Source organism: Paenibacillus oryziterrae, assembly GCF_042610485.1.
GTDB lineage: Bacteria > Bacillota > Bacilli > Paenibacillales > Paenibacillaceae > Paenibacillus_AQ.
In genome coordinates, this window is sequence record NZ_JBGJZO010000026.1 from 1 (window position 1) to 24,081 (window position 24,081).

Here is a 24,081-nt window from a genome sequence, read left to right on the forward strand (position 1 = left end):
TGCTGGCATAAAAAATGCACCCCTTGGAATTACATCGGATTTACCCAGGGGTTTTTCCAATGTCTATTCTAAGGGGTGCACTTCAGAAGAAGCAGCCGAGTATTTTAATTGAATAGTTTGAATTAAACCGTTGATCTGCGCAGCAGAAGGTAAGAGAGGAGGGAATAGATCAGGCTGAGTCCGAATAATCCGGTGGCTAATTCGACTGAATTAACACCTGAGAACCAGTCCCCTAGATCACTCCAGAGTTTGTAGTAATTAATAAGGACAAGGGTGACCGTTAAGATCAATGGTATAGCTGTTAATAAGGTGAACGTTCCAGCTCTTCCGAACCTCCGGTGAATGCAGGAAATGATAAAGCCAAGGAAAAAGAAGTGAATCAGCAAGGAGAAACTTACCCAGATCTGTGCTATGGCAGAACCGTCACCGATATAAGGCAGATGGAAAAAGTGTACATGCGCTCCCCAGCCTCCGGTGAGCTCACTTTCTACATAACCCAGCACCCAAAGCAGTACAGCGAATACGGCGCTCATAGAGGTAATCGTAGCCAATGTTCCCCAGAAATAATCTTTTCTTCGGACCCCAAAGCCAATTACGAAAGGAAAGCTCTGGATCACACTCATAACCCCAAGAACCAGCATGTAGACATAGATGGAGGCTAAGCCTCCGGTATAAAATTGTTCTTCCTGCATGGTGTACCCTAGAATCCAGTTAATAGCAAAGCTGCTGAGCATAATGATCCACGGTAAAAAAATCCATCCCAATCGGTCTTGAAGCTGCGTCCTCATGACGCCGGCGATCCGGTTCATAGTGTGTTCTCCGCCTTTCTGTCCCATTTTCCGTTCGTCAGGTGTACGATCATCTGCTGCAGCGAAACTGGTGAGAATTCAAGTCCTAATTCGGCTGCTTGCTTGAAGTCTGCGGAAGACATATTTCCCATAATGGTTGCCGAGAGTAGTCCTCCAAGCGGTTCACGGTGGATCACCTGTCTGCCGGATACAAAAGAATCAACTTTCGCAGCTGCTCCTACAACGGTTTGGGCTCTGCCGCGCAGAGTCTCCGCATCTTCATCGATAATCAGCTTGCCCTGGTCAATGACGATTACATGCTCGAGCAGTCTGCTGACCTCGTCAATCAAATGCGTCGATAAAATAATCGTGCGCGGGTTCTCTGCATAATCCTCAAGGAGCCGGTCATAGAACAAGCCCCGGGATACTGCATCTAAGCCTACATACGGCTCATCGAATATTGTAAGCGGCGCCCGGCTGGCGAGGCCGACGACAATTCCGACGGAAGATAACATCCCTCTGGAGAGCTTTTTCATTCTACGGTCTACCGGAAGGCGGAAATCCTGTAGCAGAGACTGGGCGTACGCTTCATCCCAATGGGGAAATAACAGACTTGCTACATTCAATACATCCATGATCCGGAAATTGTCAGGGTACCGCTGGCTTTCCTTGATGAAGCAAATTTGATTGAGCACGCGGTTGTTCTCGTATGGCTCTTCCCCAAACACCTTTAATTGTCCGCTCGACGGAAAGAGCTGGGCCGTAATCATATGCATGATCGATGTTTTACCGGCGCCGTTTCTGCCCAGTAGGCCGTAGATCTGGTTCTGCTCAATCGTAAAACTGACGTTATCCACTGCTTTGAATTTCCCGTAAGTCTTAGTCAAATTGCTGATTTCTACAACTGTACTCATCGCGATTCCCCTCTCCGGATCATTTCCGACAACTGCTCGGTCGTGATGCCGAGCTTATCTGCCTCGCGCACCATGGTTACAATATATTGCTCGTAAAATTGTTCTCTGCGCTTATCCATCAGCTTCTCCTTCACACCTGTTGCCACGAACATACCGATCCCTCTTTTCTTGTACAAAATGCCTTGATCTACAAGGAGGTTAACACCCTTGGCTGCGGTAGCAGGATTGATCTGGTAGAAGGCGGCGAACTGGTTCGTGGAGGGAACCTGCGATTCCTCCGGAAGCACGCCTTCGATAATATCGTTCTCAATCCGTTCGGCGATTTGTACGAATATCGGGCGGTTGTCATCGATTAGCAAAGCCAATATTTTCACCGCCTGTTCATTGGTTAGTTACTTGTGTAATTAACCATACAAGTGAATGACTTGAATGTCAAGCCCAATAAATTTATTGATTGCATATTTTACAGAAGATTTCGATTAGGTTATATTGGGAGGATATGGAAACCGGACTTATCCCGTAAGATCTGAGCGCCGTATCCATGAGTTGTACGTTGAAGGGGGAATAAAGATTGAGTAAATCACTTGTTGTTATAATTACTGTAATACTTACACTGATTTTATTATCCCCGGTTATTTATGCAGAAGATGAAGTGCCGCAGGATATTAGAAGACAGGTAGAGGCAGATTTTGAAAAGTATAAAGGCGCACTGAATGCAGATAGAGAAAATTACGGACTGTCAGAACAGGATACTGCAGTTGGTTCAGTGCTTGGGGAGGGTTATGCCTATTATGTGGTCTCTAAAGCTTTCCTTGATGATAAGAGTGCAGAAATGTTTTCTTTCGCAGGATATATCTTTCCGATAATAGCGGGTTCGAAATCTGCAGGGATTGTAATTGCAGAACAACAAGAGGGGATATGGAAGGTCTCCAGTATTTCAAGCGATCTGACACTCGAACAAGATATTAAGGAGGGGCGGACAAATTTCAAGGATCCCAGCCGTAGTTTTCTCGTGTGTGATGAATCATTTCGCTTAACTGCCCTTACTGATGGTAAAGACAGTTTGGTATCCATCAAGGACAGAATCTATTCGGATTTGAAAAAGAATGAGGTTCATTCGCTCAAGGAGATCGGTATACAAATTAAATCGGAGTACGAGATAAATAAATTACAGAATAGGAACGGTGGATTGATTATAGAGGAAAGAGAATCGAATTCCTTATTAGTCTGGATTCTTATAGGTAGTATAGCTGCTGCCGGATTAGCTTATATTGCATTCAGATTATATAAAGAAAAATAATATTAGCTTGCATTTCTTTCTGCAAAGGAGTATTATCTTATATACAGTGATTATATCGCTGTGATACATAATGTGCGGTCGTGGCGGAATTGGCAGACGCGCACGGTTCAGGTCCGTGTGGTAGCAATATCGTGGAGGTTCGAGTCCTCTCGACCGCATCCTGCTTAACAAAAGAGGTTCCTTGGTTGGCGTAAAGCCGACAAGGAACCTCTTTTGTTGTGTTTAACATTTAAACCTATGCTGCTGATATCCGCATGAGCTTGTTAGTTTCAGCTTTTNCCTGCTTAACAAAAGAGGTTCCTTGGTTGGCGTAAAGCCGACAAGGAACCTCTTTTGTTGTGTTTAACATTTAAACCTATGCTGCTGATATCCGCATGAGCTTGTTAGTTTCAGCTTTTTGTGTCACAAAAGAATACTCTTCCTTGTCTAACTGTAAGTAGACCTAATCTGAGGAGGATAATCATGAAAATTGTAGTTTTCGGCGGAACTGGACTTATCGGAACAAAATTGGTGAACAAGCTGCTTGTTCTTGGCCATGAAGTGGTTGCAGCTTCACCTTCGAGAGGGATTAATGCAGTCACAGGTGTGGGACTGGCTGAAGCGCTCAGCGGAGCTCAGGTGGTTGTTGATGTGACGAATTCGCCTTCGTTTGAGGACAATGATGTTATGGAGTTCTTCACTACATCCACACGAAATCTTCTGGCCGCTGAAGCAGCGGCAGGAGTGGAACACCATATCGCACTTTCAGTTGTTGGCACCGACCGCTTGCTTCAAAGCGGTTATTTCCGGGCGAAGATGGCTCAGGAAGAGCTGATTCAGGAGTCGGGTGTTCCTTATACCATCGTTCGTGCGACACAGTTCTTCGAGTTTGCAGGAGGCATTGCTTATACAGCTACAGAAGGCCAGACCGTACGCCTGCCATCCGCTTGGGTACAGCCAATCCTTGCAGAAGATGTTTCTGCTGCACTGGTTGACTATACACTTGGCGTGCCTGCGAACGGCATATCAGATCTGGCAGGTCCGGAACGTCTGCGCCTTGACGAATTTGTCAGACAATTCTTGAGTGCTAATCAGGATCCACGGCAGGTGATCGCGGATGCGGACACCGGTTATTTCGGTGCAGAGCTGAGCGAAGACTCACTTGTTCCAGTTCAGGGCAACGCCCGCATCGCAACTACCCGTTTTGGAGAGTGGCTCGCCACCTTTGTGACGAAATAAGCCAGGAATAAGGAATAACAGTGACGGTGATCGTTGAATTCGCTGAAACTGAATATTCCAGATAGAGCCGTTATCTTTCCGCCAAGTAGAAATGACTTGGATGGAAGGGATGACGGCTCTTTTTTTGCGTGCGGCGAATGGAGTCTGTTATCGATTCGTATTAGACAGCCTGCTTTATGAACTGCATAAATTCCTGAGTATTCTTAAAGAGCCAACCCGGCTTCAGGGCAGTAAGCTCTTCAATCTGAGTAGTCTCTGCCCACGCGGCGGCTACTACGGGGACCCTGACTTCACGGGATTCAATAATATCGCTTGGCGAATCTCCGACATAGATGCATTCCTCAGGAGCGAGACCCAATTGCCGGAGCACATTCTGTATTCCTTCTACTTTACGGGAGCCTTGGGGCGATCCTGTCTCAATATGATCAAAATAGCTGTGAATCCCAAATGTGGACAGTGTAATGACTGTACCCTGCGCTCCTTTGCCGGTTACGAGAGCCATTTGAATGTTACGGGTTTTGATATAATCGAAGATTTCTGTCATCCCGGCAAAGGGAGCAACGCACATCGTATGCAGATTTTGATAATGTAACAGGTAATTATGCATTCCCTCCTCGCGGTATTCAGGGATTAAGGCTTCCATGATTCCCTCTTCAGAAGGTCCGAAGGTAGCACGGATCTCTTCGTCGGTGAACAATCTGCCGGCTAATGGCTCAATCGATTGTTTCAGTGCAGCAATACAGAGCGGGAGTGTATTTCCAATCGTACCGTCCAAATCGAAGATGATGCATTTCAACATATAAATCTCTCCTTTAGCATTAGTGCAGCCAACTGACACGCTTTAGATAACATATCATTGGCGTTAAAGGGGGCAGGGCCCGCCGGAAGAATTAGCTCTCCAGCCTCCATTCTTAAATGTGGATGAAACCAATCTGTTATGTTCGCTTCACAGGTGATGTCTATGGGCTGTCCGTCATGGTTGTGCAATAGAAGAGGGTCTTCCGCAAACCGGGCAGCCCGTTCTTCCGGGTCTTTCCGTATCCACTGCAGGGTCACTGAATATTCCTCCATCATGCGAAGGATCACGTATGCCTCATCAACGAAGCCGGACACCAGTATTAAGCGCAGGGCAAGCATAGACTTATGAAACTTCGTGATCAGGTACACCGTTACGTGGGACAAAAGATTGTGCGGTTGTTCTTCCATCAGATACTGATCCATCCGACGGGCCCAATCCTCATAAAGCTCCAGTGCTTTGCGATGACAGTAATTCATTTCCGCGGCGATCTCAAGATCGTACATACCCCTCTCCCCCTACTCAGTCTTCCGGTTTTCCGGCAGAACCACTGTAATTTATGAAACGCCTTTCATGTCAAATCTTTTATTTGTTTTTGAAAAAAACTAAGGTTTATGCTTAAATAAATGAATCTCGGTTCGATGTACGTTCTAAAGAGAAGGGTGACATTATGGCGAATATCAAGGATATTGCCAGGTTAGCTGGCGTGTCGGTAACAACAGTGTCCCGGGTTATTAACGGCCATCCTTACGTGAGTTCGGTGAAGAAGGAAGCGGTTAAGAGAGCCATGGAAATGGCTGATTATGAACGTAACATCAACGCGGTTCATTTGAGTAAAGGGAAGACGAATTTGATCGGTGTCGTCGTCCCCTCGATACGTAGGCCTTATTACGGAATGGTCGTAGAAGGAATCGCTGAAGAGGCGATCAAAGATAATTATAAGCTGGTGTTTATCCAGACGGGGTATGAGGTCGAACGGGAGATGGATGCGCTGATGATGCTGAAGCTCAAGCAGATTGACGCGCTGATTATTTGTTCCAAGACTATCAGTTGGGATATCGTTGAGGAGTATGTGCAGTTTGGTCCTATTGTTGTATTGGAAGATGGCCGCGGCCGTAGTGTCTCCTCCATATTCATTGACCATTATCAGAATTTCTCGCAAGCGTTATCCTATCTAAGAAGCAAAGGTCATAATAAAATCGGCTACTGTCTGGCCCGTTCGTCCAGTCCGAACAGCAGACAAAGAGCAGCCGCTTACCATGATTTCTATAGCCGGTTGAACGAAACCTACAATCCGGATTATTTCTTCTATGATTGCGTACATCTGGAAGACGGAGAATGGATTATGCAGCGGATACTTCAGATGCAGAATCCCCCGACTGCGCTACTAGTTACCAGCGATCAAGTGGCGGCGGGTATATTAGCGTTCTGTAAGGATCATAACATCGTTGTTCCGGATCAGTTGGCTATTGTAGGGTTTGATAACCAGCCGATTGCGAAAGTAATGCATATTACGACGTTTGAAATCCCTTTGGTAGAGATCGGAAGAAGAGCCTTTCTACGAGTATTGGAAGGGGATCATACACATGAGGAGATTCCAATTCATTTAATCGAACGTTTAACGGTGTAGAGTCTGTAACGAAGTTATCCGATGTAGCTATTAATCTGTTCCTCCACGGATCTTGGCCCCTGATTCTGGAATGTCGTTTGATTACCGAATCAGGGGAGTTTCCGGTGTCTTTTATATAAAGATTATTTGAATAAAAGAAGGTATACTGTTAATAATCTTTGTCCCCTATCTTTTTAAGAGGAGGCTCTGCCTATGTCAGTAACTATCTATCAACACCTGTATAAGCAATCTTCGATTGGCTTTGCGGAAGTCTCTACGAAAGACGGGTCACTACTTCAAATGAATCCTGCATTTTGCAGAATTCTGGGATATGAAGAATCAGAACTTTTAAATATACGGTACAGTGACATAATATCCCCGGAAGATACGCTGTCAATAGATCATGGATTGATCATGAATGACTTAATGCAATCTCACGAAGAGGCGGTTCATACCGAAAAAAGATTCATTCGCAAGGATGGTAGAGTTATTTGGGTCTCCCTACATATATTTCTCATTCTTGACGAATCTTCTTCTCAGAAGCCGCTCCATTTAATTGTAGAAATGTCCGAAATAACTGATCAGAAACTTGCGGAACAGAAGGTTGAAGAGCATCGTCAATTATTTGAACTGATTACCCGGAACACTCCGGATATGATCTCATTTGGGGATGCAGAAGGTACTCTGCAATATGTGTCTCCATCCGTTGAGGAGATTTTAGGGTATACGCCTCATGAAATGATAGGCAAGAAACGGCCGGAGTTCTATCATCCGGATGATGCCTTTGAAATGAAGAAGCGGGGAACGGATTATTCGGATGGTGATGTATACACACGCCGTGCTAAACATAAGAGTGGGCATTATATATGGATAGAGTCTTCCTTTCAAGTGATCCGCAATAAAGAAGGTGAAGTAGAGCAAGTACTCGCCATTGCCCGCGATATTACGGAACGGAAGAAATATGAAGAAATGCTGGCTAAAGCTCAGAAACTTGCACAGATAGGCTCCTGGGAATGGGATACCGTGAATAAGCGGTTATCGATCTCTAAGGAAATGAGGCAGATATTCGGTATTTCAGCAGCGAATACCAGCTACTCGGCCTATACGCCTGAGCTGCTTCAAGCTTTTATACTGCCAGAGGATCTGGAAGGCGTTCTTCATGTGATCCGCCACTCGCTGGTGAACGGTGTCAATGGACATGTAGTGTTCCGCATCAAGGCAACTGGAGGAACTATTAAGTGTGTACAAGCTTACTGGGAAGCGGTCCGGAATGAAGCAGGACATACCGTACAGATTAGCGGAGTTGTTCAGGACGTGACTGATCAATACCGGATGGAGGAGCAACTACGCGAAAGCGAACGGAAATACCGCTTAATCTCTGAGAATTCACTGGATTTCATTTCCCGTAATGCAGCGGATGAGGATGCCACTTTTCTATACGCTTCACCCATTTGTTACTCTATGTTCGGATATACTCCGGAAGAATTAGTGGGGACTAAAGGAATGGATTATGTGCATCCCGAAGATGCCCCAATCGTGCGTGCGTACTTACAGAGCTCTGCAGATAAACCAAGAGTTGAACCGATTGTGTTCCGATACTTGTGCAAGGATGGCTCCTACGTTTGGGCAGAGTCGACATTACGATATATCTGCACAGGTGATGGCGAGGGGCGGGAGATCATCTGCGTTACCCGTGACATTGCTGAGCGCAAGCAGGTTGAAATGCGGCTCCAGGAGAGCCAGAATCGTTATAAATCACTATTCGAGTTTAATCCTTCCGGGATCAGCGCTATGGATCTAGAGGGGCGCATTCAATCGGTTAACGCGAGTCTCAGGCATTTGACCGGCTATTCTGCTGAGGCTCTGCTGCTGTCCGGTTATGATGAAACCATTTATCCGGAAGTAGTAGAATATGCCAAAGAACGGTTCAAGCAGGCTGCAGGCGGCGCGGCTCAAATCTTCGAGAGCAGTCTGATTCACCGCGATGGCCATTTGGTGGAAGTCAGCGTAATCTATGTTCCGATTATGGTGAACAAAGAGGTTGTAGGCGTCTTTGGCATTATCAGTGATATTACCGAGCGTAAGCGTCATATGGATCAGATCGAGAAGCTAAGCTATGAGCATGCATTAATCCTTAATTCGGTATCCGAAGGCATCTTTGGTATGAATCTGGAAGGTAACACTGTATTTATCAACCCGGCTGCAGAGGTTATGCTGGGTTATGATCCGGGAGAATGGGCAGCAGGCAGCAGACTTCATACCATTCAGCAGACATGGCTGGACAATGACCCGTATTCAGGCGGTGTAAGAGGCTGGGTATCTCCATTCCCGGATTATATCTCTTACGAAGAACGGGAAGGAGTGTTCTGGCGGCAGGACGGTTCAAGCTTTCTTACCCGTTATAGGTTAACCCCTCTATACGACAATGGGGAACGAAAAGGGACGGTAGTTGTCTTCCGAGATATTACCGAAGAGAAGGCCATCGTCCGTGCAAAAGAATCAGCGGAACAGGCAGACAAGGCTAAATCTGAGTTTCTGGCGATTATGAGCCACGAGCTGCGTACTCCGATGAACGGCATCATTGGCATGGCGGATCTGCTTCTTGGAACGGAGCTTAATGAAGAGCAGCGGTATTATACACAGATTATTAATAAAAGCGGAGAAGAGCTTCTTCATATTCTGAATGAAGTGCTGGATTTCAGCAAAATTGAGGCTGGCATGATGACACTCGATATGCAGTTGGTCGATTTAAATGATTTGCTGCGAGGAGTTAACGATATTTTTTATCCGAAGGTGAAAGAGAAAGAAATTACGCTGAGCCTTGAGGTTGATCGGGATCTTCCGGGAGTTATCGTAACGGATGAGGCCAGACTGCGGCAGATCATGGTAAATCTCGTAGGCAATGCGGTGAAATTCACGGAAGAGGGCCAGATCGTGATCACGGTCAAAGCGCTGACACCTCTCCAATCAGAAGAACTTGTCGTGCAATTTACCGTAAAAGATACCGGGATCGGCATTCCTCTTGAGAGCCAAGGCATGCTCTTTCAATCCTTCTCCCAGTTGCACCCATCGATTAATCGTAAGTACGGGGGAACGGGCCTGGGACTTGCCATCAGCAAAAAGTTGGCGGAGCTCTTGGGCGGCACGATTGGTGTTCAAAGCATTGAAGGTGAGGGTTCGGAGTTCTATTTCACCATTCGCGCCTATCTTGCTGAGGAGCACAAATTGGGAATTTATCTGGGGCAAGGGCTGGAAGTCCAAGATGCGAAATCCAGCGTTCCTGCCGAAGAGGTAAGTGTAAATCATTCAGATGATGGAGAATTTGGACCGTTGTCAATCCTCATTGCTGAAGATCATGGGGTTAATCGCCAATTACTGCACGCCTATTTGAAGCGTAGAGGCTATAACGCGGATATGGTGCACAATGGTGAGGAAGCAGTGCAGGCTGTGCTCTCCCGGCCCTATGATCTTGTCTTTATGGATATCCAGATGCCAGTGATGGATGGTATCGAGGCCACAGGTTTAATCAGGGAGAAGCAGGGGGTGTTCCCGGTCATTATAGCGGCTACCGCCTTCGCTCGGAAAGACGATAGGACATTGTGCCTGAAGGCCGGGATGCAGGACTTTATCTCCAAACCGATTCAGGTGAAAGAGCTCGACCGTGTGCTGAAAAAATGGTCGCTTCGCCTTCGGGGATAACCGAATCGGGTGATTCATGCTAATCCTTGGATCGGGCAAAGATGAAATGGATGCTTATCGTGCGTTCAGTTCCTGCAATTCTATCCATGCTGCAATGGAGTCCGAATGGGTGTAAATATATGGTGTGGAAGGCTGAGGGACCGGTATAACTGAATCCGCAGCAATCTGCATAATCTGTTGATCGTTATGTCGTGCAATTTGAAGCTTGCCCCGGACCTCTATCCAGGTATCCGTGGGCAGGCTTATTTGTGTGCCAGGGTCAACTATAATTCCCAGGGGCGTGGCATCGGCAGTGCAGCATTGCACTAGAAACCGGCTCACGGCAAAATTCTCAGCACTGCGTCCCGTTACGTCAGGATATAAAAACCCGGTTACGATAATTTCTTTACCCGCGAAGTTTGATTTATAACGGTCAATCGCTCCGAATATCTCAGCGTACAGCTCAGGATAAACATTGATCACGGGTTGTTTGTATAGAATCCGGGCTAACTCAGCATATTCTTGATCATTTGGACTGGATGACTCGAGGGTTACACCAGGTCGTCCTTCATATGATGTAAAAGTAAACGCGATTCCTTTACGGGCTGCGGCTATACTATCCAATGCACGGTCAGGCAGCAGGAAGCCCAGCAGCAGCGGAAAGAGGAACAAGCTGTACAAGGCCGCAATCCGGAACCCTGATCTGGGAAGCTTGTGCCCGCAATCGCATATGTTGCTGTTACTGCCGAACAAGACCTGAACGGCCAGACTCACAGACATCAGGACCAGAGGAACTGGGCACAAACGGACCCAACGGGCCAGCTTGGGTGCCACGTAATAGTGGAGGGTACCCTGTTGTACAAGATAACCGATATATAAAGCGAAGGTCAGCAGAAGGATTGCCCTGACTCCGTAATGCAGCCGAATGCTCCGCACATCATTCATTTGAAACCCTCCGATGAACTTTTTGGATTTTCCGCATGATTACAGCCAACCAGACATCGCAGTGGCGCCGATAAATACACCCGCAATAATCAGGAAAAAGAGATACAACGCGAACTTGGTTTTGAACAGGGAGAGCAGCATCAGAGCGTTTTTGAAATCGAGCATCGGACCCAGCACCATAAAGGCCAGCAGAGATCCTTCCGGAAAAGTGTGCAGAAAGGTAGAGGCGACAAAGGCATCTGAGGTGGAGCAGAGTGAAAGCACGAACGCAAGCCCCATCATGAACAAATAGGACCCCAGCGGTTGTGACCCAATGGCGGTGAGGCTCTCCCGGACCATAAAGGTCTGAATTCCGGAGGTTAGAAGACAGCCGATGATCAGGTATTTGCCCATTTCAAAAAATTCATCCGAGGTGTGCACCCATACTGCAACCAGCTTTCCTCCCCGCGTCTCCTTGTGCTGAGACTCCCCGGCTTCACGCAGCATGGAGTGGCGCAGTGGTGTCTTCTTCACGGTAGTCCATATGATTATTCCGATAGTACAGGCAACGGCAAACGCCAGCACCATCCGGGCATAGGCTAAATCGGGATGACTGCGGAATGCGGTGATTGTTGCCCCATATACGACGGGATTCAGAATCGGTCCGGATAATATAAACACAATAGCGACATACACGGGCATCCCTTTATGGATCAGCCGGCGGACGAGCGGAATCATCCCACATTCGCAGACGGGAAAAATAATGCCGAGCAGGCAGGCGAAGAGAATCGCCGGTATCGGACGTCGAGGAATCCAGCGCGAAATCACTTCATCCGGAACGAACACCTGAAGTAGTGAAGAGAGCAATGACCCTGCAAGCACAAACGGCAGAGCTTCCAGCAATATGCCCATAAAAGCCGTTTTGAATAAGCCGATATGAGCATTGCCAGGAAGTGATGTAAGTTTCGGAAGCCATAGGTTGCACAGGATAACAAGGAGTGCCGAAGGTAGCAGCAGAGGCAAGATTCTGGAAAGTGAATACGACCTCAAGGCGTGAATAAAGCGGCCCAGCCCGCAGCCAGCTTAACCTCGTCCAGATTGAGTCCAATAAATACCACGTACGGCTGCCCAGGATAATGCGAAGCTTCCCAGGTTGTGCGTTGACCCGCATATTGGACTAACTCAACCGCCTCCTGTCCTGCCAGCCGTACATGCCCTTTAGCCCGCAGCAGACTTTCATCCCACTGCACAAAGAAGTGCTCCAGTTGATCCTTTGTTGGCAGCCCTGTTCCAGGCTGAGGATAAGTTAAGGTAACGGCAGCCACTTGGGAAAAGGAAGCATGCTGTTCTTCAGGCACTTCTTGAACGGCTGCGCTGCTGCGCCCGGAATGTGCCTTTTGCAGCGAGGCGCCTTTAAAGGTAAACGGAGCCCGCTGAGGGGAGAGACTATGATTCTCCCTTGGAGTAATCCCGGCAAGAAGCGGTGCCAGATTGATCTGACTGTAGTGGGTAAATACAATTTCAGCCTCTGTATTATATTTATGGACGACCTTCTCAATCTTCCACAAAGTCTCCGGCTCAACCAGATCACTTTTATTAACAACAATCAAATCGGCAGAAGATATCTGTCTGCGAAGTGTTCGTACCAGCTGTTTATCGGCAGACAAACGGCTGTTGTATTCCAGAATATTTTCAGCGTCGAGGATGGTCATAAGGGATTGCAGCTCCAGCCGCTCCCGCAGATGTGTTCCCTCCAGCATGGATACAATCTCCTCGGGGTCGGCAACACCGGTAAGCTCGATGTATATCGCATCCGGCCGGCGTCCGAGTAGAGTGGATAGGCTGTCTGCCAAATCCTCCTTGCGGTTACAGCATACACATCCATCCAGCAGCTTCTCTACTCGTGTTCCGGTATGCTCCTGCAGGATATATCCATCCACATCGCGTTTCCCCAGCTCGTTCATGATCACGCCGGGATTGAGTCCCCGCGCATAGCTTTCACGCAGAAGAGCCAGCAGCAGAGTTGTTTTTCCGCTTCCCAAGAAACCGCTAAGAATAATTACCGGAGTTCTCATCGTTCACACTCCCCTTCCAACTTGGCATACAGCCATTTCTATTAATTCCATCTATACGTGGTTTGTCCCCTGGAAAGACCAAAATCCATACAAATGAACAGTTTCAAGATCGGAGGTTGACATCAGTGAGGGGTAACATGTAGAATGTGTAAATCGTAATAATTACGAATAAGATATAGGAGATGAATGTGGATGAGAGTAATCGTTACTTTAGCCTGCACGGAAACCGGGGACCGGAATTACACCACAACGAAGAACAAGAAGAACCAGCCGGGACGCATGGAACTGAAGAAGTATAGCCCCCGCTTGAAGAGAATGACGTTGCACCGAGAGACCCGTTAAACATAAAACCATTCTGAAGCCAATAATAATATCAGGAGTTGAATATATGAAAAAAATTCCCGTAACCGTGCTTAGCGGATATCTGGGCTCAGGCAAAACTACTTTGCTTAACCACATTCTGCAGAACCGCGACGGATTAAAGGTCGCCGTGATCGTTAATGACATGAGCGAAGTGAATGTGGATGCCAATCTCGTGAAGTCGGGGAATACCTTGTCCCGTACGGAAGAGAAGCTGGTGGAAATGTCCAATGGGTGTATCTGCTGCACATTGCGTGATGATTTAATCGTTGAAGTGCAGAAGCTGGCAGCGGAGGGACGGTTCGATTATATTCTGATCGAATCCTCAGGTATCAGTGAGCCGGTTCCGGTAGCGCAGACCTTTACGTATGCGAATCCTGAACTGGACATTGATTTATCCATGTTGGCCCAGCTGGACACTATGGTGACTGTTGTAGATGCCAACCGATTCTGGCATGATTTTGCTTCGGGAGACAGCCTTTTGGACCGCAATCAGACAGCGGGAGAAGGAGACTACAGAGATATTGTAGATCTGCTGATTGACCAGATTGAGACCTGTGATGTATTGCTGCTCAATAAATGCGACCTGGTAGAGGAGAAGGCGCTGGACAAGCTGGAAGCGGTGCTGCGTAAGCTGCAGCCAGCAGCGAAGATTATACGGACGGTTAAAGGCGTAGTTGATCCAAAGCTTATTCTCAACACAGGATTATTTGATTTCGATAAGACCAGTATGTCCTCAGGCTGGATAGCGGAGCTGGAGAAAGAAGAGCATTCACCGGAAACGGAGGAGTACGGTATTGGATCATTTGTATTTCGCCGCAGAAGACCGTTTCATCCGCAGAGATTAAGTGATTTCTTTGACCATTGGCCGGAAGCGGTCGTGCGCGCCAAAGGCCTGGTCTGGCTGGCAGCCCGGGGTGATCTGGCAGCGTCATTAAGCCAGGCCGGACCCTCCATTCAGTTCGGCCCCGCGGGGTATTGGCTGGCTTCATTACCACGGGAGCAGCAGCTTGAGGTTCTGGAGAATGAGCCGGATATGAATGAGAAGTGGGATGGACAGTGGGGAGACCGGATGAATGAGGTCGTGTTTATCGGGATTGGAATGGACCGTTCCGGAATAGAGGCAGCACTGGAAGTCTGCCTGCTCACGGATGAGGAAATGATGCAGGACTGGAATGTTTTTGACAATCCGCTTCCCTGGGTGGATGAGGATCAGCTTGAGGAATTGGTGCAATAATGTGCTTTGTCGGTCACATCAATCTTAGTGTGATCTGCTAAACACGTAGATAACGTGTAAGAGAATAAAGGGTAAGGTTTGAGGAACGGCTGAATCTCCACTATTCAAAAGGAGATGAGGCCGTTTCTTCGTTCTATGCTAAAATCCACATGTGGATTATTATAGAATAAATGATATTTTTCCACAGGAATGGGGGATGAGGCTGTGAGGAGGGGAAGAATTGAAGCTGCTGAACGCCATGCGTAATAAACGTTCGTGAGAGGAGCGGGGTCAACTGTACAAGTCTATTGAAGAGATAACATTGAATACCTGGCCTGCAGAGCAAAGTGTTCTTATGGAGGGATGGGTACTGCGTACATCATCCGGTTATACCAAACGGGCCAACTCGGTAAATCCGTTGTATGGAGCACAGGCGTCAATTGACGAGATTGCGGGGAGAATTGAGCGGGCCGAACGATATTATCTGGATGCCGGACTGAAGCCGGTATTCAAAATTACACCTTATGTGCAGCCGATTGAATTGGATGAATTCCTTGCTGACAGGGGTTATGGGATCGTAGAGCCTTCATCTGTAAGGGTGCGTAATCTGGACAACCTGGCAGTTGCGGATCACAGGTATTCCATTACAGTCGGGGATGAGCTGAGCGAAGAGTGGCTGGATGTTTTTGCCGAACTGGGCGGGTTGTCATTGGAACAACAGAATACGCTTCGGAGGATGCTCCAGTCTTCAAATTTGCTTCAAGGATTCGCTATATTGCGTAATGAGGGTGTTCCGGCATCTTGTGGGCTTGGGGTTATCCAGCATGGGTACATAGGGTTATACGATATTATAACGGCTCCCTCACAGCGCCGCCAGGGAATGGCTGAACAGATGCTGTTGGGACTGCTGGGTTGGGGCAAAAACCGCGGGGCGACCGATTCCTTTTTACAGGTGGTTCAGGCTAATCGTGGAGCTTCGGCGTTGTATGACAAGCTGGGCTTTAAGGAAATCTATCAATATTGGTACCGAGTGAAGAATAAGTATGTCTAAATACTGGAACCGGCGGTTTGCAGAGGAAGGTATGATTTGGGGGAGCGAACCCAGCCCTACTGCTTATGAGGCGAGTGACTGGTTCCGGCGGCATAATGTGAGTTCGGTGCTTGTGCTTGGAGCGGGTTATGGCAGGAATACTAAGGTGTTCTCCGGAGAGTTCGACACCTATGGAATTGAATTAAGCCGGGAAGCTCTTGAGATAGCGGGAAAGTGGGACCTGGATACTCGTTTTATTGCAGGGTCGGCTTTGGAATATTGTCCGGGTGTACCGCAGGTGGGGGCAGTGTATTGTTATGATGTGCTGCATCTGTTTCTGGAGCAAGACCGGCACAAGCTTGTGGCGAACTGCCTGAAGCTGTTACAGCCGGGCGGACTGCTGTACTTCACCTGTTTCTCCGATGAGGATTTGAACAATGGCTGTGGTAAAGAGCTGGAACCGGGAACCTTTGAATATAAAAAAGAGAAATTCGCCCACTTTTTCAGTGAGGAAGATTTAAAGGTGCACTTTGCCGGAACGGAAATACTGGAGTCGGGTTCATGTGCAGAGACGTTGCATAGTCCCGAGGGTGGTACCCATCAATACATATTGAGATATCTGATTGCGCGGAAGGCTAAATGAACGGAAAATATACCTTTTATTGAGCCATCACAAGTGAACTTGGCCGCAGGAACAGCAAAAATGCCGCTCATTGAACGCGGCGGCATATTGTTTCCTAATTGGACGATCTACACAAACTTGCCTTGCTCCGGAACAGCGATCTCCTGGAAATTCTTGCACACATGTGCCAGTTGTACCGACAGCTCAGGAGCTTTCATCGGCTGGCCGTGTCCAGTAAGTGCAATCTGGGGATCCAGCAGAGCCAGCTTGCGTACCGACTGCTCAGCTTCTTCCCAGTCTGTTGTGAAATATGTGGGCGGACCGTGAACCTCCTGCTGCTGCATGAGAACAGCAAAAACAGATTCCTGTTTAACCGTTATAAAGGCATCGCCTGCAAGTAGTATTTTGTCGGAAGGCCGGAAAAGTGAGATATGCCCCGGGCTATGTCCAGGCGTATGCACCCATTGCCAGCCCTTTGCACCGGGGACACTTCCATCCTGAGGAAGCGGCTTTATTGCAGATCCCAGATCGATACCTTTGTTCGGATACATGGAGGATACCATAGCCAGAAGCCCTCCGCCTACAGAAGGGTCAGCCTCCGGATAATCTTGCTGTCCATTAAGGTAAGGAAGCTCGAGGGGATGCGCATAGACAGGTACATTCCATTCTTCTACCAGCTCTTTAACAGTACCGATATGATCAAAGTGCCCATGTGTAAGGATAATGGCTGCCGGTGGTTTGCCAAACCGTTCCCGGGCAACATCCCTGATGCTTCTTGCGAACTTGCCAAGTCCCGTGTCCACCAGTATCCAATCAGATGACGGCTCTCCGACATAGGCAATATTTACAAACATCGTACGAAGTCCCGCAACATCTGGAGCAATCTCCCAAAGATCAGTCATACCGGAAGACAGCATATTTGCATGATTCATTGTGTTCCTCCTCTTCATTTCAGCCCGGTAGCGTTATACGGCTTACTTTATCATTTCCTGCCGGAAGGAAAATTAGTGGAGAGCGGCACAATAAATCTGCTTTATCGGTTGTCCGGGTCGCAATCGGCAAATAAGATGCTGGGTGAAATCCGGAAAAACTGCGAAGCTTTGTCCTGAAAGGACAAAGCAGGGAGGTGGCCATAGTGCAGCCATTTGCGGAATGTCCCGGGATGAATGCCAATCCAACGGCTGACATCCGTTACGGACAGATCATAGACCATACAGAGTCCCGTCAAAATTACATTACGTTTAGGTGAATGGGACAGGGCCCTTTTCATAAAGCGGGAAGGATCCGGCTGGCACAGAATAGGACTTTGCCGGATAACCGTTTCATTGAACAGAATATGGGCGGGATAACCGAGCAGGCGGCAGGCTTTATCTATATTATTCCTGGAAGGGATGCGACCCTCGTATACCCAGGCACTAACACTGCGTGATGAAACGGACAAATCTTCGGCAAACTGTGAGAGTTTGATATCTTTAGCCATCAGTATGGCAAGCAGCACCCGATTGCGGATTTGACTGCGCTGGGGACGGCGGAACCGTTTGACACGGACCCCCTGGCCTAGATATTTACGGTTTATCTTGGCCCAAGCCTGTATTTTATGCGGTTCTGGTTGGTTTCTAGGCATATTATCCTCCGATTTTTTAATAAAAATTTTACAATACTTTACCAAGGTGGTGCAATGGATAATCTTGTAACTCGTATGAAGACATCCCGGGCTTCTTTCGGAACGGATAGGGTTATGTTATATTTTAATTTATAAATACACAACAGACAGGGAGCGATTAGTCGCATGATCAAGCATATCGTATTCTTCAAACTGAAGGACCGTTCACCTGAAAGCGTAGCTGCAACCGTGGCCGTTCTGCGGAATATGGAAGGTAAAATTCCTCAGCTGCTTTCGATCGAAGTCGGTACAGATATTATACACTCTGAGCGTTCCTTTGATATTGCATTGGTAACTGAGGTGGCTTCCCTGGAAGATTTGCAGGCTTATCAGGTTCACCCGGCCCATAAAGAGGTTATTGTCCATATTAATGAGGTCAAAGACGTTTCTATTGCTGTCGACTACGAGCTATAGAAGTTTGCACATGGGCTCAAGGATGATTGTTAAACTAACGGGAGAGCGGTGACGGGTATGCGCGAGCTGGAGTATCCGATGGAAGCGTTAACGTATCTGGTTGTTTTTCTTGCTGCCTGTGTCATTATGTTCTTCTGGCTCAAGAAGAGGGGCAAACGCGGGAAATAAGCAGTGCACGCTTTACAGTAAAATAAGATTCTAACCCTTTTGGAGGTAGTGCTGTGTATTATGTGAACCGGAAACAAATCGAACGTATTCTGGACCAAATTCCCGGTATTATTACAGGCCTGCATTCAGCTGCGGGGAATTGGGACGGCGGCACAATAATGGGGCTGGTGCAGGAGCGCAGTCTGCATCTCGCGATAGAAGTTGTCACGGATATCGGCAGCTGTCTAATCGACGGGTTTATTATGCGTGATGCAGGGAGCTATGAGGATATTATTTCGATTATTCATCAGGAAGATGTATTTAACGACAGCGAACTTCTGGATAAATTGATTGAGCTGGTCGCGCTACGCAAGCCGCTGGTTCAAGAATATTACATCTGGGACCGCAGTCAGCTGCATCCATTAACTCTAGCACTTCCGGAGGTTCTGGAGCGCTTTGCAGCTGAAGTCAGGAAATATCTCGATAAGGAACTGGGCACCGGCATACTCCAATAAGTTTTTTTATAAGTTACATAATAGAAGGGAGGTCCTTGAGGTGAAAAAGGGGCAAGAAAACGGTTCGACAAGGCGGATGATTATGAAGCTCCTGAAGACGAAAGGACCGCTCACAATCGGCGCACTTGCAGAAGAACTGGATATTACGGAAATGGGCGTACGGCGCCATGTGCTGCAGCTTGAGCAGGAAGGAATTGCTAAGACCAAAGTCGTACGCCAGGCGATGGGCAGACCCCTGCATGTATATTCACTGACGGACCTGGCTGAGGACTATTTCCCGAAAAATTATCACAACTTGGCACTGGAACTGCTGCGTGAACTGGATCACGGGAGCGGGGTCGAGGCGGTTAATGTACTGTTTGAAGGCCGCCGCCGCCGGATGTTCGCCCAGTATGCGCCCATGATGGAGGATCGTAGCCTGGAGGAACGGGTAGCTGAATTATCTTCGATCCAGAATGCCGGAGGGTATATGGCAGAATGGACCCGGGAAGAAGATGGTTCCTATGAAATAAGAGAGTACAACTGCCCCATCCGGCAGGTGGCTGGACAATACCGTAAGGCTTGTCAATGTGAGCAAAGTTTGTTTGAGGAGCTCCTCGATGCGACGGTATCACGCAGTGAATGTATGGCTGAAGGTGCGAGATGCTGCCGGTATTCGATAGTGCCCAAGTAAAATTTTCACTTGAAACGATCTCCTTTGCTGTCACAGGACGAGGGCTCTCCGCTTATGATAGAAGCAGATATAGGCATTCGCCCGGATGTTCCGGCCTGCAGATGCTGCAAAGTGAATAATAAGGAGAGATGTTAAATGAAAAGCAATAAAAGTTTATTGTGGGGCGTTATCGCTGGAAGCGTTGTAGGTACGGTGACAGCGCTGCTGTTCGCTCCAAAAGCGGGCAAAGAACTCCGTAAGGATATCGCGGATGGAACAGCAGCAACGCTTGAGAAAGTGCAGGAGGTTGCCGGCCAGGCTGGTGACAAAGGCGCAGAGATTATCGATAAGACTAAAGAAGTTGTTATTCAAGTCCGTGAGTGGGGCAAACAGCACCTGGGCTTGGACGAAGAAGAGGTTGTTGAGGTCAGCGGTTTTGCTGTAGCCGAGACAGAAGATGCCGTTTCTGAGTTAGATAATGAAGTTGCCATCGAGCTTGCGGATACTGATCAGGAGATCGCTCCAGCGGCTGTATCGGATATAGAGCTTGAGGAAGTGACTACCGCAGACGTACAAGATGAGTCAGGCAAGATTAATATCGGGTAAGCAGCAGCCAAAGCGTGCAGCAATCGTATTCCTGCCATCCATAATGATGCCTATATAGTACCGCTCTTCGCTTCCGGCGAAGGACGGTACTATTATTTTGCAGAAGACTTGTCTTGAACAAAATGAGAAATAGGAGTATTATCTGCAATTGGGGCACAAAGCCAGGTACACTTTGTTTCCACCTTACATAAGCTACAAAAAACAAGTAGAAGGAAGCGGTGTGTTCGTGCAGCAAGCTATTGCAATACTAGACTCAGGTGTTGGAGGGCTGACTGTTGTCAAAGAAATAATGAGACAGCTCCCGCGGGAGAAGATTATTTATTTTGGAGACACCGCCCGCGCGCCCTACGGACCACGTTCCACCGAGGAAGTAAAAAGGTTCACGGAGCAAATTGTAGATTATCTCATTCAATTCAATCCTAAAATGATAGTTATTGCCTGCAATACGGCAACAGCGGCAGCACTCGACTATATTTCTGCTAAGGTGTCCATCCCGGTGATTGGTGTGATTCACCCCGGTGCACGTGCAGCAATCAGTGCAACTAAAAGCGGACAGGTCGGAGTGATCGGTACTGTCGGAACCATCAACAGCGGAGCTTATACTACCGCACTGCAGCAGTTGTCTCCATTCGTACAGGTCGTCAGTCAGGCGTGTCCTAAGCTTGTCCCGCTAGTAGAGCAAGGCATGTTCCGTTCAGCGGAAAGCTACCAGGTCGTGGAACAATCGCTGGAAGGCATTAAGAATGATAATATTGACACTCTGATTCTTGGATGCACGCATTATCCCTTCCTTATGACCTCAATCGGGCAGGTGATGGGCAACCGCGTGAAGCTGATTAGTTCAGCGGATGAGACGGCAAGAGAAATCAGCACCATATTGTACGATAAAGGAAAACTGGCCAGCGGCAATGATAGTCCGATCCATCAATTCTTTTGCAGCGGGGATGCGGAAATGTTTCAGAAAATCGCGCGCGACTGGCTGGGTGAACAAATCAAACGTACCCCTGTAGTGTGGCAAGTATCGTCGTTATAAGCGAAAATCCGCCAGTTTCAGGTTGGGACAACTCCCTATAGGATCACAAAATAAGAGACTGCCGAACTGTCCTTTTATGGACACCTGGCAGTCTCTTATTTTGTGAAGATACGCTACAGAATCTGCTAAGAGTCGCGCACTCAGCATACACTTAGATAAATAGCCGTTCCTGAGTAATCGCGGCATTTCACAGCTGGGGGGATGAAGGGATGAAGCAGTATATCACAAGCAGGGGAGACACCATCAGCCGCATTGCCGCTTCACATGGTTTGACGCCGGAGCATATCATTCAGGGTAACCCGTGGGTGGTGAAGCAGGCTTATCTATATCCGGGACAAATTCTATTTCTGCCTTCGGCTCCGCGCAGGCGGTATGCCATGCAGGAAGGAGATACACCGGAAGCAGTAGCAGCAATATTCGGAACGGATGTTTCAGAACTGGAGAAACTGAATCCCGGAGTAACTTCGGGCCGTTGTTATCCGGGTAAGATATTGGTGATTCCTGCATCACAACCTGAACGGCTGGTATGCTTGCGGGGGGAATATGGGCCAACTGATGTGGATAAAGATATTCGGATGCTTAAAGAAAAATATCCATGGATTGAGATAAGAACTATCGGCCAAAGTGTACTCGGCAAGCCGTTGCAATTAATCAAGTTCGGCACCGGTTCCCGGCATCTGCATGTGAATGCTGCTCTGCATGCGAATGAATGGCTCACCACCCCCTGCCTGATGGCCTTTATCGAAGATTATGCCGCTGCCTACGCGAAAGGGCGGCCATGGAACGGTCATCACCCGGAGGAATGGTATCGAAATTGGACGATATGGGCTGTACCTATGGCGAATCCGGATGGTGTGGAGCTTGTTCAGGTAGGGGCTCTGCCGGATCATCCTTTTTATGGAGATCTGATCAAGTGGAATGGCGGGCGGAGGGGGTTCCGTCACTGGAAAGCCAACATTCGGGGAGTCGACCTGGGGGACCAATTCCCTGCACATTGGGAAGACGAGAGGGAACGCCGCGGAGTGCCGGGCCCGGCGCCGCGTGATTATGGCGGTACTTACCCGCTCAGCGAGCCGGAAGCGGCTGCACTTGCTGCGCTGGCGGAAGAGATTCCTGGTGATGCTGCTGTTTCACTGCATAGCCAAGGCGCAGAGATCTATTGGAATTACCGCGGTTACGAACCGCCAGAAAGCGCTGACTTAGCCGATAAATTGGCTTCCGCCAGCGGATACCGGGCAGTCAAGCTGACGGGCAGTGATGCCGGATATAAAGATTGGTTTATCATGAAATTCGGCAAACCGGGTTTTACCGTAGAACTGGGCATAGGCAAGAATCCATTGCCACTTGGGGATTTTGAAGATATGGCACTGGATACCGGACTTATACTTGCCTCAATTCTCTCAAGTGTGAAAGAAAATTGAAACAATTTCAGCAATCATGCGTAATATGTATCAGAGGGCATGGCCGCAGTCGTCTCATACACGTCTTTCGCGGCTGTACCCTTTTTACATGATTAAGGGTTACCCTTACTCAAGAAGGAGGGTCACAATGAAACTGAAACGAATCCTATCATTGAAGCAATGGGCCGATATCTTCCGTCACTCATGGCACTACATTCTTTCTCCCCAGGTTGCTGTTGGGGACAAGCTGTTGTTCACCATTCCGGTAATTTTATATTGGGTGTTGCCTGATGTTTTACCGCTCCTTCCCATTGATGATATTGGTGTGACGATGCTGCTCACCGGCTGGTTTGTCTCCAGAATGGAACGTAAATATCCAGTTTTGAAGATCAACAATGGAAGACCGGTCTGAACGTAGTCTGGAGATGCGGGTAGAAATTGAGTAAAAGAGTTGCTTTTCCCGGCCACTTTCCTTTAAAATAAATTATTGAGCTTTTAAATAATAAGTGTCGGGAGATGGACTGGACATGAACGTCAAAATTACCCGCAATGCGGCTAAAGTGATAAAGAAACAAATGGAGCTTGAAGGAAACAGTGAGTTGAAGCTGCGCGTAGCGATTACACATGCTCACGGCGACCACGCCCACTATGGTCTTGATTTGGACACGCCTAAGGAGAACGATGTTGTGGTCTCCACCGATAAGGAAATCGATGTAATCTTGGATCCGAACCAGCCTTTGCTGGACGGCGTGAAGATCGATTATCTGTATTTCCCGCAGGAAGGTTTCGTTATTACTAATCCGTCAAAAGGGAATCACGGCGATCATTAAGCTTACGACCGGAATCCAAGGACATAAAGAAGGGTTGCTCCATGGCTAACGATATAAGAATATGTGACGAATGCAATCATATCAAGATGAAGACTTTCGTGCCGAAGCTGCGCAAGATGGCGCCTGACGCTGAGATCAAGACGGGATGTATCTCGTATTGCGGTCCCTGCGGCAAACGGCCGTTTGTGTATATTAACGGTCGGTATATCAGCGCACCAACTGAGGATGAGGTGCTGAAGAAGGCGGAAGCCTTCGTCAAGCAGCCTGCAGTTCAGTCTCAGCAATAAGATT

Annotated in this window: 27 protein-coding genes and 1 tRNA gene; 18 read left to right on the forward strand and 10 right to left on the reverse strand. The window is 47.9% G+C overall.

Annotated elements, in window-relative coordinates:
• Positions 1-122: 122 nt before the first annotated feature.
• From ACAN55_RS20370 to ACAN55_RS20380, 3 genes are read right to left on the reverse strand one after another with little or no spacing between them, the layout of a single operon-like run.
• On the reverse strand, positions 123-809 hold the full coding sequence (locus tag ACAN55_RS20370) for a hypothetical protein (protein ID WP_379137142.1): 687 nt from the start codon (positions 807-809) through the stop codon (positions 123-125).
• The gene (locus tag ACAN55_RS20375) at positions 806-1,702 is read right to left on the reverse strand and encodes an ABC transporter ATP-binding protein (protein ID WP_379137145.1); all 897 of its coding nucleotides are present in this window, start codon (positions 1,700-1,702) and stop codon (positions 806-808) included. Before ACAN55_RS20375 ends, ACAN55_RS20370 begins: the two co-directional genes overlap by 4 nt.
• Positions 1,699-2,067, reverse strand: coding sequence for a GntR family transcriptional regulator (locus tag ACAN55_RS20380; protein WP_379137148.1), 369 nt, complete (start codon positions 2,065-2,067; stop codon positions 1,699-1,701). The genes ACAN55_RS20375 and ACAN55_RS20380 overlap by 4 nt, the downstream gene beginning before the upstream one ends.
• Positions 2,068-2,273: 206 nt before the next feature.
• On the opposite strand from ACAN55_RS20380, the gene ACAN55_RS20385 reads away from it, so the two are divergent.
• The 3 genes from ACAN55_RS20385 (at position 2,274) to ACAN55_RS20395 (ending at position 4,220) form a co-directional block, all read left to right on the forward strand.
• Positions 2,274-3,002 (forward strand): hypothetical protein, encoded by a 729-nt coding sequence (locus tag ACAN55_RS20385; protein WP_379137151.1) that lies wholly within the window; start codon positions 2,274-2,276, stop codon positions 3,000-3,002.
• A gap of 74 nt (positions 3,003-3,076) precedes the next feature.
• Positions 3,077-3,160, forward strand: a tRNA-Leu gene (locus ACAN55_RS20390).
• A 304-nt stretch (positions 3,161-3,464) separates the two neighbouring features.
• On the forward strand, positions 3,465-4,220 hold the full coding sequence (locus ACAN55_RS20395; RefSeq protein ID WP_379137154.1) for an SDR family oxidoreductase: 756 nt from the start codon (positions 3,465-3,467) through the stop codon (positions 4,218-4,220).
• A 160-nt stretch (positions 4,221-4,380) separates the two neighbouring features.
• Here the strand turns inward: ACAN55_RS20395 and ACAN55_RS20400 are convergent, their stop codons facing one another.
• Both ACAN55_RS20400 and ACAN55_RS20405 read right to left on the reverse strand, forming a co-directional pair.
• Positions 4,381-5,019 (reverse strand): HAD family hydrolase, encoded by a 639-nt coding sequence (locus ACAN55_RS20400; protein ID WP_379137157.1) that lies wholly within the window; start codon positions 5,017-5,019, stop codon positions 4,381-4,383.
• Positions 5,013-5,522: a DUF5677 domain-containing protein gene (locus ACAN55_RS20405; RefSeq protein ID WP_379137161.1), complete on the reverse strand. Its 510-nt coding sequence runs from the start codon at positions 5,520-5,522 to the stop codon at positions 5,013-5,015. Before ACAN55_RS20405 ends, ACAN55_RS20400 begins: the two co-directional genes overlap by 7 nt.
• A 164-nt stretch (positions 5,523-5,686) precedes the next feature.
• Here ACAN55_RS20405 and ACAN55_RS20410 point away from each other — a divergent pair, with 164 nt between their 5' ends.
• Together ACAN55_RS20410 and ACAN55_RS20415 are read left to right on the forward strand one after the other, a co-directional pair.
• Positions 5,687-6,646: a LacI family DNA-binding transcriptional regulator gene (locus ACAN55_RS20410; protein WP_379137164.1), complete on the forward strand. Its 960-nt coding sequence runs from the start codon at positions 5,687-5,689 to the stop codon at positions 6,644-6,646.
• 192 nt (positions 6,647-6,838) lie between these two features.
• Positions 6,839-10,324 carry a PAS domain S-box protein gene (locus ACAN55_RS20415; protein ID WP_379137167.1) on the forward strand — a complete coding sequence of 1,162 codons (3,486 nt, stop codon included), beginning with the start codon at positions 6,839-6,841 and terminating at the stop codon, positions 10,322-10,324.
• A gap of 54 nt (positions 10,325-10,378) precedes the next feature.
• Here ACAN55_RS20415 and ACAN55_RS20420 read toward each other — a convergent pair whose 3' ends face one another.
• The 3 genes from ACAN55_RS20420 to ACAN55_RS20430 are packed head-to-tail and all read right to left on the reverse strand — an operon-like array spanning position 10,379 to position 13,302.
• Complete coding sequence (locus ACAN55_RS20420; RefSeq protein WP_379137170.1) at positions 10,379-11,248, reverse strand: TIGR03943 family putative permease subunit; 870 nt, start codon at positions 11,246-11,248, stop codon at positions 10,379-10,381.
• 39 nt (positions 11,249-11,287) lie between these two features.
• A complete protein-coding gene (locus ACAN55_RS20425; RefSeq protein WP_379137173.1) occupies positions 11,288-12,277 on the reverse strand; it encodes a permease in 990 nt (329 codons plus the stop codon).
• Complete coding sequence (locus ACAN55_RS20430) at positions 12,274-13,302, reverse strand: CobW family GTP-binding protein (RefSeq protein ID WP_379137176.1); 1,029 nt, start codon at positions 13,300-13,302, stop codon at positions 12,274-12,276. Before ACAN55_RS20430 ends, ACAN55_RS20425 begins: the two co-directional genes overlap by 4 nt.
• Positions 13,303-13,494: 192 nt before the next feature.
• Between ACAN55_RS20430 and rpmG the strand changes: the two genes are divergently transcribed.
• The 4 genes from rpmG to ACAN55_RS20450 all read left to right on the forward strand — a co-directional run bounded on the left by rpmG (position 13,495) and on the right by ACAN55_RS20450 (position 16,551).
• Positions 13,495-13,644 carry a 50S ribosomal protein L33 gene (rpmG, locus tag ACAN55_RS20435; protein WP_379137180.1) on the forward strand — a complete coding sequence of 50 codons (150 nt, stop codon included), beginning with the start codon at positions 13,495-13,497 and terminating at the stop codon, positions 13,642-13,644.
• A 46-nt stretch (positions 13,645-13,690) separates the two neighbouring features.
• A complete protein-coding gene (locus ACAN55_RS20440; protein ID WP_379137184.1) occupies positions 13,691-14,899 on the forward strand; it encodes a GTP-binding protein in 1,209 nt (402 codons plus the stop codon).
• Positions 14,900-15,194: 295 nt separating this feature from the next.
• Positions 15,195-15,929, forward strand: a complete 735-nt coding sequence (locus ACAN55_RS20445; RefSeq protein WP_489685781.1) for a GNAT family N-acetyltransferase — start codon at positions 15,195-15,197, stop codon at positions 15,927-15,929.
• Positions 15,922-16,551, forward strand: coding sequence for a class I SAM-dependent methyltransferase (locus tag ACAN55_RS20450; RefSeq protein WP_379137190.1), 630 nt, complete (start codon positions 15,922-15,924; stop codon positions 16,549-16,551). Before ACAN55_RS20445 ends, ACAN55_RS20450 begins: the two co-directional genes overlap by 8 nt.
• Before the next feature lie 107 nt (positions 16,552-16,658).
• Here ACAN55_RS20450 and ACAN55_RS20455 read toward each other — a convergent pair whose 3' ends face one another.
• Complete coding sequence (locus ACAN55_RS20455) at positions 16,659-17,462, reverse strand: MBL fold metallo-hydrolase (RefSeq protein ID WP_379137192.1); 804 nt, start codon at positions 17,460-17,462, stop codon at positions 16,659-16,661.
• A 101-nt stretch (positions 17,463-17,563) separates the two neighbouring features.
• Positions 17,564-18,154, reverse strand: coding sequence for a helix-turn-helix domain-containing protein (locus tag ACAN55_RS20460; protein ID WP_379137195.1), 591 nt, complete (start codon positions 18,152-18,154; stop codon positions 17,564-17,566).
• 165 nt (positions 18,155-18,319) lie between these two features.
• On the opposite strand from ACAN55_RS20460, the gene ACAN55_RS20465 reads away from it, so the two are divergent.
• From ACAN55_RS20465 to ACAN55_RS20505, 9 genes are all read left to right on the forward strand, one after another.
• Entirely contained in the window at positions 18,320-18,607 is a 288-nt protein-coding gene (locus ACAN55_RS20465; RefSeq protein WP_379137197.1) for a Dabb family protein, read from the forward strand.
• Positions 18,608-18,828: 221 nt separating this feature from the next.
• Positions 18,829-19,269: a DUF86 domain-containing protein gene (locus ACAN55_RS20470; RefSeq protein ID WP_379137199.1), complete on the forward strand. Its 441-nt coding sequence runs from the start codon at positions 18,829-18,831 to the stop codon at positions 19,267-19,269.
• A gap of 76 nt (positions 19,270-19,345) precedes the next feature.
• Positions 19,346-19,942, forward strand: a complete 597-nt coding sequence (locus ACAN55_RS20475; protein ID WP_379137313.1) for a helix-turn-helix transcriptional regulator — start codon at positions 19,346-19,348, stop codon at positions 19,940-19,942.
• 135 nt (positions 19,943-20,077) lie between these two features.
• On the forward strand, positions 20,078-20,527 hold the full coding sequence (locus ACAN55_RS20480; RefSeq protein WP_379137202.1) for a YtxH domain-containing protein: 450 nt from the start codon (positions 20,078-20,080) through the stop codon (positions 20,525-20,527).
• Positions 20,528-20,753: 226 nt separating this feature from the next.
• A complete protein-coding gene (racE, locus tag ACAN55_RS20485) occupies positions 20,754-21,560 on the forward strand; it encodes a glutamate racemase (RefSeq protein WP_379137205.1) in 807 nt (268 codons plus the stop codon).
• Between the two features lie 209 nt (positions 21,561-21,769).
• Complete coding sequence (locus tag ACAN55_RS20490; RefSeq protein ID WP_379137208.1) at positions 21,770-22,981, forward strand: M14 family zinc carboxypeptidase; 1,212 nt, start codon at positions 21,770-21,772, stop codon at positions 22,979-22,981.
• 127 nt (positions 22,982-23,108) lie between these two features.
• Positions 23,109-23,372 carry a hypothetical protein gene (locus ACAN55_RS20495; RefSeq protein WP_379137211.1) on the forward strand — a complete coding sequence of 88 codons (264 nt, stop codon included), beginning with the start codon at positions 23,109-23,111 and terminating at the stop codon, positions 23,370-23,372.
• 115 nt (positions 23,373-23,487) lie between these two features.
• Complete coding sequence (locus ACAN55_RS20500) at positions 23,488-23,790, forward strand: HesB/IscA family protein (RefSeq protein ID WP_379137213.1); 303 nt, start codon at positions 23,488-23,490, stop codon at positions 23,788-23,790.
• Positions 23,791-23,831: 41 nt separating this feature from the next.
• Positions 23,832-24,077 carry a YuzB family protein gene (locus tag ACAN55_RS20505; RefSeq protein ID WP_379137216.1) on the forward strand — a complete coding sequence of 82 codons (246 nt, stop codon included), beginning with the start codon at positions 23,832-23,834 and terminating at the stop codon, positions 24,075-24,077.
• The last annotated feature ends 4 nt before the right edge of the window (positions 24,078-24,081 follow it).